This is a genomic window from Rhodococcus sp. R1101 (assembly GCF_000278445.1).
In the GTDB taxonomy this organism is placed as follows: Bacteria; Actinomycetota; Actinomycetes; order Mycobacteriales; family Mycobacteriaceae; genus Rhodococcus; species Rhodococcus gordoniae.
Window position 1 is genome coordinate 1 of the sequence record NZ_AJVB01000690.1, and the last position, 1521, is coordinate 1521.

The window sequence follows — 1521 nt, forward strand, 5'->3', positions numbered from 1 at the left end:
ATCGTGGGCGCCTCGACACTGCCGTTCCTGTGGAACGTCTTCAAGAGCTACCGCTACGGCCAGGTCGTCACGGTCGACGACCCGTGGGGCTACGGCAACTCGCTCGAGTGGGCGACGACCTGCCCGCCGCCGCGGCACAACTTCTACGAGCTGCCGCGGATCAGGTCCGAACGCCCGGCCTTCGAGCTGCACTATCCCGACATGGTCGAGCGGATGCGCGCCGAGGCACACGTGGGCCCGGGTAGCGACAAGCACGAGGTGAACGTGCTCGAGGGCGCCGACCGCACACCGGGCGACCTTCCTCGTAAGTGATCGTCACGCGTAGAACCACCGATCGAACGTACCCGCCGAGGGGCGGAGCCGAGTGCCCGTCGGCGACCTTCGCGGTCGACGAGCCTGTGCTGCGCTTCACGCGTGGGGCGGAGACGGGGGAGCCATCGATCCCACCAGATCGTCGGGAACCCCCACCACGAGTGCCCGAGCAACGCTCGTCACTGCCGCAACGTCGCCGACACCGAGAACGGTCAGCGACGCCGTCGCCAGCGCTTCGGAGAGTCCCGCGTCGATGTCTGCGTTGTCGGCGCGGATCCCGATGACCGATTCGACGATCCGGAACGGCAGGTGGGTGCGGGGATCGCCGTCGCCGACGATCCGGGCCGCGAGACGCCGGTAGCGTTCCATCAGTTGCCGGCGCTCGTCCCGGAAACGATCGAACGGTTCGGTGCGGGCCTCCGGAAGGTGGTACAGGGCTCCGAGATTCCATCTTCCCGCGCACAATTGGACGGTGTCGAACCAGGCGAGTGCGCACAGGCGCACCTCGGGCGGCAGCGTGTCGTCTAGATGGTCGTCGAAGTCGAGGGTCGGTTCGACGGTGCCCTCGAGCAAGGCGACGAGGATGTCGTTCTTCGTAGCGAAGTGGTTGTACAGCGACGCCTGCCGAATCCCGACCGCCTCGGCGATCGACCGGGTCGACGTGGGGGAGAAGCCGCGGGTGGTGAACAGTTCCGCTGCGGCATCGAGGATCTCGGCACGCGCGGTCGGTCCGGGCCGGCGCGGCGCGTGGAGACGGGGGCGTCCCGGTCCTGCATGGGTCACCTCTCCACTCTGACACGACGAAAGTGACTGCAGCACCATGGTCTTCGGTCGTGAAGATTTCGTCACACGGATGAAACACACGTCACGGACTCGTTACGCCGGGGACATTCCCCGAAGATGAGCGATCGGAAAACTGTCGATCGACAGTTTCCCCGGACCGCCGATCGGAGCGCCATGACCGAGACCCTCGCGACCGCCACCACGCACGCCGCTCGTGCCCACGCCCGAGCGCAGGCCGGAACCGTCACCGATGGGATGCCGATCGTCCCCGCCTCCTCCTGGCCTGCCCCGCCGAACGGCCGTGCGGCAGCGATGACCTGGGCCGAGACCGTCCCCGGTGGCCGCTACACCGGCAAGGTTCTCGCCCGCGGCATCCGCCTGCGGTTGCGGGACGTCGACGGCACGGCCTGCGCGCACGTGCTGCTC

General features: G+C 68.1%; 1 protein-coding gene and 2 pseudogenes. 2 read left to right on the forward strand and 1 reads right to left on the reverse strand.

From position 1 onward, the window contains the following. Positions 1-312, forward strand: a pseudogene (locus R1101_RS28390) (cytochrome ubiquinol oxidase subunit I); the annotation flags it as partial. Between the two features lie 96 nt (positions 313-408). Here R1101_RS28390 and R1101_RS0123265 read toward each other — a convergent pair. Next, positions 409-1095, reverse strand: a complete 687-nt coding sequence (locus tag R1101_RS0123265; RefSeq protein ID WP_016935583.1) for a TetR/AcrR family transcriptional regulator — start codon at positions 1093-1095, stop codon at positions 409-411. Between the two features lie 174 nt (positions 1096-1269). Here R1101_RS0123265 and R1101_RS28395 point away from each other — a divergent pair. Beyond that, positions 1270-1521 (forward strand): annotated as a pseudogene (locus tag R1101_RS28395) (urea carboxylase); the annotation flags it as partial.